This is a genomic window from Frankia umida, assembly GCF_023242945.1.
Lineage (GTDB): Bacteria > Actinomycetota > Actinomycetes > Frankiales > Frankiaceae > Frankia > Frankia umida.
The window spans coordinates 1-256 of record NZ_JALKFT010000139.1; the positions used below are offsets into that span (position 1 = coordinate 1).

Here is a 256-nt window from a genome sequence, read left to right on the forward strand (position 1 = left end):
CGTCATAGGCCAGACGTTGGCGCACCGGCGCGTCGGGCGTCAGGTCCAGTTCGCCAGTCGGCGCATGAAGGGCGTCAAGCGCGACGCGCCAGCCCAGCCAGTTCTGCTTCTTCAGCCAGGCGGCGTCCTGCCATTCCGGCAGGTCGGGGGCGGCGGGCAGGGCGGTCTGAACCAGTTTGCGCAGCTGGCGGGAGGTCAGGCCCTGTGTCGCGGGATAGACCGGCTCTGACGATGGGATGTCCGTCGCCTTGTCCAC

At 69.1% G+C, this 256-nt stretch carries 1 protein-coding gene; it reads right to left on the reverse strand.

The features are described 5' to 3' along the window. Positions 1-256 (reverse strand): hypothetical protein (locus MXD59_RS26145; RefSeq protein WP_248827224.1); only part of this gene is annotated, 256 nt, incomplete at both ends.